Source organism: Micromonospora sp. CPCC 205539 (assembly GCF_036906815.1).
Classification (GTDB): Bacteria; Actinomycetota; Actinomycetes; order Mycobacteriales; family Micromonosporaceae; genus Micromonospora.
This window is the reverse complement of the sequence record NZ_JBAKHW010000086.1, coordinates 1-6,114: the sequence shown is the minus strand read 5'-3', so window position 1 is coordinate 6,114 and position 6,114 is coordinate 1. Positions and strand designations below refer to the sequence as shown.

At 72.1% G+C, this 6,114-nt stretch carries 5 protein-coding genes; 1 reads left to right on the top strand and 4 read right to left on the bottom strand.

What is annotated here, in order from left to right; genetic code table 11:
• The first annotated feature begins 307 nt into the window (after window positions 1–307).
• Entirely contained in the window at window positions 308–1,522 is a 1,215-nt protein-coding gene (locus V6V47_RS32500) for an alpha/beta hydrolase family protein (protein ID WP_334632385.1), read from the top strand.
• Window positions 1,523–1,611: 89 nt separating this feature from the next.
• On the opposite strand, the gene mshC is transcribed toward V6V47_RS32500, so the two are convergent.
• From mshC to V6V47_RS32480, 4 genes are all read right to left on the bottom strand, one after another.
• Window positions 1,612–2,850 carry a cysteine--1-D-myo-inosityl 2-amino-2-deoxy-alpha-D-glucopyranoside ligase gene (gene mshC, locus V6V47_RS32495; RefSeq protein ID WP_334632384.1) on the bottom strand — a complete coding sequence of 413 codons (1,239 nt, stop codon included), beginning with the start codon at window positions 2,848–2,850 and terminating at the stop codon, window positions 1,612–1,614.
• A 67-nt stretch (window positions 2,851–2,917) separates the two neighbouring features.
• The gene (locus tag V6V47_RS32490) at window positions 2,918–3,733 is read right to left on the bottom strand and encodes an SCO1664 family protein (protein ID WP_334632383.1); all 816 of its coding nucleotides are present in this window, start codon (window positions 3,731–3,733) and stop codon (window positions 2,918–2,920) included.
• Window positions 3,730–4,314: a DUF3090 domain-containing protein gene (locus V6V47_RS32485; RefSeq protein WP_334632382.1), complete on the bottom strand. Its 585-nt coding sequence runs from the start codon at window positions 4,312–4,314 to the stop codon at window positions 3,730–3,732. The genes V6V47_RS32490 and V6V47_RS32485 overlap by 4 nt, the downstream gene beginning before the upstream one ends.
• A 127-nt stretch (window positions 4,315–4,441) precedes the next feature.
• On the bottom strand, window positions 4,442–5,161 hold the full coding sequence (locus V6V47_RS32480; RefSeq protein WP_334632381.1) for an MSMEG_4193 family putative phosphomutase: 720 nt from the start codon (window positions 5,159–5,161) through the stop codon (window positions 4,442–4,444).
• Between the last annotated feature and the right edge of the window lie 953 nt (window positions 5,162–6,114).

Sequence of the window (6,114 nt, the reverse complement as noted above, 5' to 3'; positions counted from 1 at the left end):
CCCGGCCCGCCCCGCCCGGGCCCGCCCCGCTCGGCCCGCCCGGCCCGGCCCGGCCTGGCCTGGCCCGGCCCGGCCCGGCCCGCCCCGGCGATCTTGCACTTTCGGTCGCACTTATGCCCGCTTATACACCTTCTGCTGGGACAGAAACTGCAAGATCGCGGGGGCGAAGGACGCGCCCGGGCGGACTCCGGAGAACTCACCGCTGTCGAAGCTCGTCGCCATTGCATCTATACACTCAGTGTATATACTGCGGGTATATCGATGCCGGGCGGCCCGTTTCGGCGTCGAGCGACCCAGGGGAGGATCAATGCCAACCGTGAAACCTGTTGGTGCGCGGGGGATCACGCGCCGTGGCCTTGTCGGAGCCGCGCTGGCGGTCGGGGTCGGCGTACCGATGGGCATCGCCGGCCGCGCCACGGCGGCAACCGCCGATTCGGGCCCGGTCCGGCTCACTCTCCCCCGGCCGACCGGGCCGTACCACGTGGGTGTGGTTCCGCTGCATCTGGTCGACCGGTCGCGGCCGGAACCGCTTGCCGGGCCGGGGCGGTATCGGGAACTGATGGTCAGCGTCTGGTATCCCGCCCGGGACGAGCGGCGCTACCCACGCTCCCCGTGGATGACCGCCGCCTCGATGCGCATGCTGCTGGACTCCGCCGGCTTCGACCCCCACGCCGCGCTGGCGCCGTTGACGGCCGGGCACGAGGGCGCCCCGGTGCGGCACCCGGACCGGCGGTTGCCGGTGGTGCTGTACTCGCACGGCGCCGGCAGCCACCGTTCGGACACCACCATCGTGGTGCAGGAACTCGCCAGCCACGGGTACGCGGTGGTCACTGTGGACCACACGTACGACGGGTTCAGCGAATTCCCCGACGGCCGTGTCACCGTCCAGGAGGACGACGTCGATTCCACGCCGTGGACCTACACCCGCGATGTTCGATTCGTCCTCGACCAAATCGCCGACCTGGCCGCCGGGAACAACCCCGACGTCGACGGCGCTCCGCTGCCGGCTGGGCTGGGCGCAGCCCTCGATCTGAACCGGATCGGCATGTTCGGCTGGTCGAAGGGCGGCACCGCGACGGCCCTGACCATGGGCACCGACCGGCGGATCCGGGCAGGGCTGAGCCTGGACGCCCCGATGCTGTCGCAGCCGCTGCCCACCGCCGACCTGTACCGGCCGTTCATGCTGATGACGGCGGAGTACACCCAGGCCGCGGAGCCCGCCGTCGCCGAGTTCTTTACCCACCTACGCGGATGGCGACTCAACGTCCACGCCGCCGAAGCGGTCCACTCGTCCTACGGCGACAACCAGTGGCTCATACCGCAACTGGCACGGCTCATCGGCATGAGCGACGAGGAACTCGTCAGTTGGGTCGGCACGCTCGACCCCGCCCGCGCGGTCCGCATCGGGCAGGCGTACCCGCTGGCGTTCTTCGACCTGCACCTGCGGCACCGGGGTGGCCATCTGCTGCGCGGCCCGAGCCGGTCCTTCCCCGAGGTGGCGTTCATCGACTCGGCTTCCTAGAAAGCGGTGCATCACTGGCGTCTGGACACCGCGACTTCCTGAAAACCGAGTCGATCAACGCGCGCGCGTGGCACGACGCGCGCGGGCGGTCAGAGGCGGATGCCCAGGAGGGCGTCGACCGTGTTCGCGAAGAGGGCGGGCGCTTCGGGGTCATCCGTGGCGCCCGCCAGGGTCGCGTCGGCCCAGCGGTCGGCCAGGGCCAGGGCGCCGGGTGCGTCGAGGTCGTCGGCGAGGCGCTCGCGTACCCCCGCCAGCAGCTCTGCCCCGGACGGCCCGGCGGGCGCGGCGGCGGCCCGGCGCCAGCGGGCCAGGCGCTCCTGCGCGGCGGCCAGCAGGTCGTCGGACCAGGCGCGGTCGCTGCGGTAGTGCCCGGAGAGCAGCGCCAGCCGGATCGCCATCGGGTCGACCTTGTCGGCGCGCAGCCGGGAGACGAACACGAGGTTGCCGCGGGACTTGGACATCTTCTCGCCGTCCAGGCCGATCATGCCGGCGTGCACGTAGTGCTCGGCGAACGGCGCCTCGCCGGTCAGCCGCTCGGCGTGCGCCGCGGACGCCTCGTGGTGCGGGAACAGCAGGTCGTTGCCGCCGCCCTGCACGTCGATCCGGTCGCCGAGCAGGTTCAGCGCGATCACCGCGCACTCGATGTGCCAGCCCGGGCGGCCCGCACCCAGCTCGCCACCCGGCCAGGACGGCTCACCCTCGCGGGCCCCGCGCCACAGCAGCGGGTCCAGTGGGTCGCGCTTGCCGGCCCGGTCCGGGTCGCCGCCGCGCTCCGGGAAGATCTCGAGCATCTGCTCCCGGGTCAGGTTGGACTCGTAGCCGAACCGGGGCGCGGAGGCGATGTCGAAGTAGACGTCGCCGGTGCCGTCCTCAAGCTGGTACGCGGCCCCATCCTTGAGCAGCATCTGGACCTTGTCGGCGATGTCCGGGATCGACTCGACCGCGCCCACGTAGTGCGCTGGCGGGATGATCCGCAGCGCCTCCATGTCCTCCCGGAAGAGCGCCGTCTCGCGCATCGCGAGGACCACCCAGTCCTCGCCGTCGCGGGCGGCCCGCTCCAGCAGCGGGTCGTCGATGTCGGTGACGTTCTGCACATACCGCACCGGGTGGCCGGCATCCCGCCACATCCGCTGCACCAGGTCGAAAGTGATCATGGTGGCGGCGTGGCCGAGGTGGGTCGCGTCGTACGGAGTGATGCCGCAGACGTACATGCTCCCCGCGTCGACGGGCTCGCTCGGGTGGACACCCTGCCGCGCCGAGTCGTACAACGCCAGCGGCTCGCCCCTGCCCGGCAGCCGTGGCACCTCGTGTCCCGCCCAAGACTCCATGGCTTCAGCCTAACCAGCCCTACGACGCCGTCGCGGCACCGCGAGGGTGATCAAGATGACAAGCGTTTCACATGGGTGGCCAGGGCACCGCCGGCCAGTCCTCCGACGGCTCCGGGAAGCACCCGGTGTGCCGCAGCTCGTCGATGCGGGCGGCCAACTCGGTGATTTCGCTGATCGTCAGGTGGTCGGCCAGCTCCGCGCCGAGCGCCCCGGCGACCTGCCCGGCGAGGCCGTCGAGCATCTCCACCGCGTCCGATGGCAGCTGCTTACCGGCCCAGCCCCACAGCACCGTACGCAGCTTGCCCTCGACGTGGAAGCTCACCCCGTGGTCCACGCCGTAGATCCGGTCGTCGGCGCCGACCAGCACGTGGCCGCCCTTGCGGTCCGCGTTGTTGATCACCGAGTCGAGCACCGCGAGCCGGGCCAGCCGCGGGTCGTCGGCGTGCGCCAGCGCGTACGCGGCACCGTCGTCGTCGCGAGCCGCGGCGATCGGGAACCAGCGCGGCGGCAGCGCCTCCGCCGGCACGAACCCCACCAGCGGCTCGGCGGCCTCCGGCTCGTCGATCCAGAGCTGACAGGAGCCCGGACCCAACGGACCGTCCCGCAGCACGGTCGGCGGCACCAGGCCCCAGCCGGTGGCCCGGGAGACCAGGTACGCCGAGACCTCCCGACCCGCCAGCGTGCCGTCCGGGAAGTCCCAGAGTGGGCGCTCACCCCGGACCGGCTTGTAGACGCAGCGGGCCGTGGCGTCACCCAGGGTCAGGATGCCGCGCAGGGTGGTGTTGGAGGCGTCGACCAGCCGCCCCTCCAGATCGAGCGTGCCGTCCCGCAACAGCCGCAGCGCGGCGTCGTCCTGCAGTGGCTGGAGGCCGGACGAGGTCACCGGTGGTAACCGTTGTGCCGCGGGCAGAGGTGCCCGGCGGGGTCCAACGGCTGGCCGCACAGCGGGCACGGCGGCCGACCCGCGTTGACGACTCGCCGGGCCCGCTCGATGAACTGGCGGGTGGCCTGCGGCGTGAGCCGGACTCGGAGCCGGTCCAGGTCCTCGTCGGGCTCGTCGTCCTCGTCCTCGTCCTCGTCGTCGTCGACCTCGTCGCCCAGCTCGACCTCGGCCTCGGCTTCACCGGCGGCGATGGCCTCGATCACCACGGTCGCGCTGTCGACGTCGAAAGCCAACCCGAGCGTGCCGACCCGGAACTCCTCGTCGACCGGCGTGTCCAGAGGGTCGTTGTCACCCACCACCGCCGGCGCCTCGGGCAGGTCCACCCCGAAGCGCCGCTGCGCCTCGGTGAGCAGCTCCTCAAGCTTCTCGGCGAGCAGGGACACCTGGACCTTCTCCAGCGCGACGCTGACCAGCCGGCCGCCGCCGCGGGCCTGGAGGAAGAACGTGCGCTCTCCCGGCGCCCCGACGGTCCCAGCGACGAACCGCTCCGGCGGCTCGAAGGCGTGCACCTGGTGGGTCATACCCACGACCCTATCCGGCCCGCCATGGCATCGCGCACCCCACCGACCCGAATCGCCGCGACGACGGCGCGCCCGGCGTACCAGGGGCAGCACCCGGGCGTGGCGGCCTTCCCGCCGCTCGCCGGCGTCATCGGGCGGCGCCCGCGCCGCCGCCGACGGCGGCATCGGAGTCGGTGCCGGCCGCGCGGGTCGCCCGCCGACGCCGCTTACGCGGCGGCGGCACCAGGGAGGCGAGATCGCCGCCGGTGTCGTTCAGGCGGACCAGAAACGGACGCAGCGGCGTGAACCGGATCGCGGTCACCGACGCCGGGTCGGCCACGATCCGCTGAAAAAGATCCAGGTGTACGCCGAGAGCATCCGCCACGATGGCCTTGATCACATCACCGTGGCTGCACGCCAGCCAGACCGCCTCGGGCCCGTGCTCGGCGGTCACCCGGGCGTCCCACGACCGCACCGCCGCCACGGCGCGCGCCGCCATCGCCGCCATCGCCTCGCCGTCCGGGAAGATCACGGCGCTGGGGTGCTGCTGCACCACGGGCCAGAGCGGCTCCTTGGCGAGCTTCTTCAGCGGCTGCCCCTCCCAGCTGCCGTAACCGCACTCGATCAACCCCTCCTCGACCACCGGAGTGGCCTGCGGAAGCGCCAGATCCAGGGTCTGCCGGCAGCGGATCAGCGGACTGGTCACCACTGCGGCCAGCGGCACCGCCCGCAACCGCTCGCCCACCGCCGCAGCCTGCGCACGCCCGGTGTCGTCCAGCTCGACCGGTTGCCGGCCGGCCAGACCACCATCGGCGTTCGCCGTCGTACGGCCGTGTCGCAGAAGCAGAAGGGTCGCCACGCTGACCACCCTAGGGCCTCGGTCCGGTCCCCGACGGTCTCGGGCTCCGGCCTCGGTGATCTCGGGGTGTCGCCGTCGTGGGTCTGCGCCGGTGGTCGGGATTTCCGACTCCACCGGGTCGAGGGTCCCCACCCACCTGAGCACACGTCTGAGCTGGCCTCACCCGCCCGACCACTCAGCGCGCCCGACCTCAGCCGCCCGACCAATCAGCGCGCCCGACCTCAGCCGCCCGACCGCATGCGGCCCATTCACCCGCTTGATCACGCATCGGACCCGACCTCACCCGCCTGATCAACTCGGTATCGGTGAAATCGCGGTATCCGGCCGTCCCTGATGCCCCGACATCGGTGATCTCGAGTCGATCATGCCCGCCGCGGCGAATTTGGCGAGTGCATGCCCGCCGTGGCGGATTTGGCGAGTGCATGCCCGCCGTGGCGGATTTAGCGAGTGCCCGCCACGCGGAATCGAGCTCGATGTCCGGTATCACGACATTCGTCCTGTGACCGGGTGCACTCGTGGGATGGAATCGGGGCCGGGCCGGGGTCGTTACATACCCTGACGATCGCAGGACCGCCCCGCGCAGGGGCCGCAGGTCAGAGCCGTAGGGCCTTCCCGTGCAGGCCACAGGTCCGCCCGCCCCCGTAAGAGGGGCCGGATGGCAGAGCCGCAGGATCGGCCCGCCCCGTGAGAGGGGTCGGATGGCAGAGCCGCAGGATCGCCCCGGCGTGGCCGGATGTCAGGGCCCGCAGGATCGGCCCGCCCGAAGGGGCCGGATGGCGGAGTCCCTGGGCCGGAATGTTGACCGGCCGGCGGTCGTTACACATGGACCCGGCGCCACGAGGCCCCGCCCGTCGGCCGCCGTGAAGACTTTCCCCCGCTTGTTGCAGCGCCGGACGAGGTGCTCACACCCGCACACCCGGGTGTCCTTACCCCCGAAGGAGCTTCCCCCATGAACACGATCA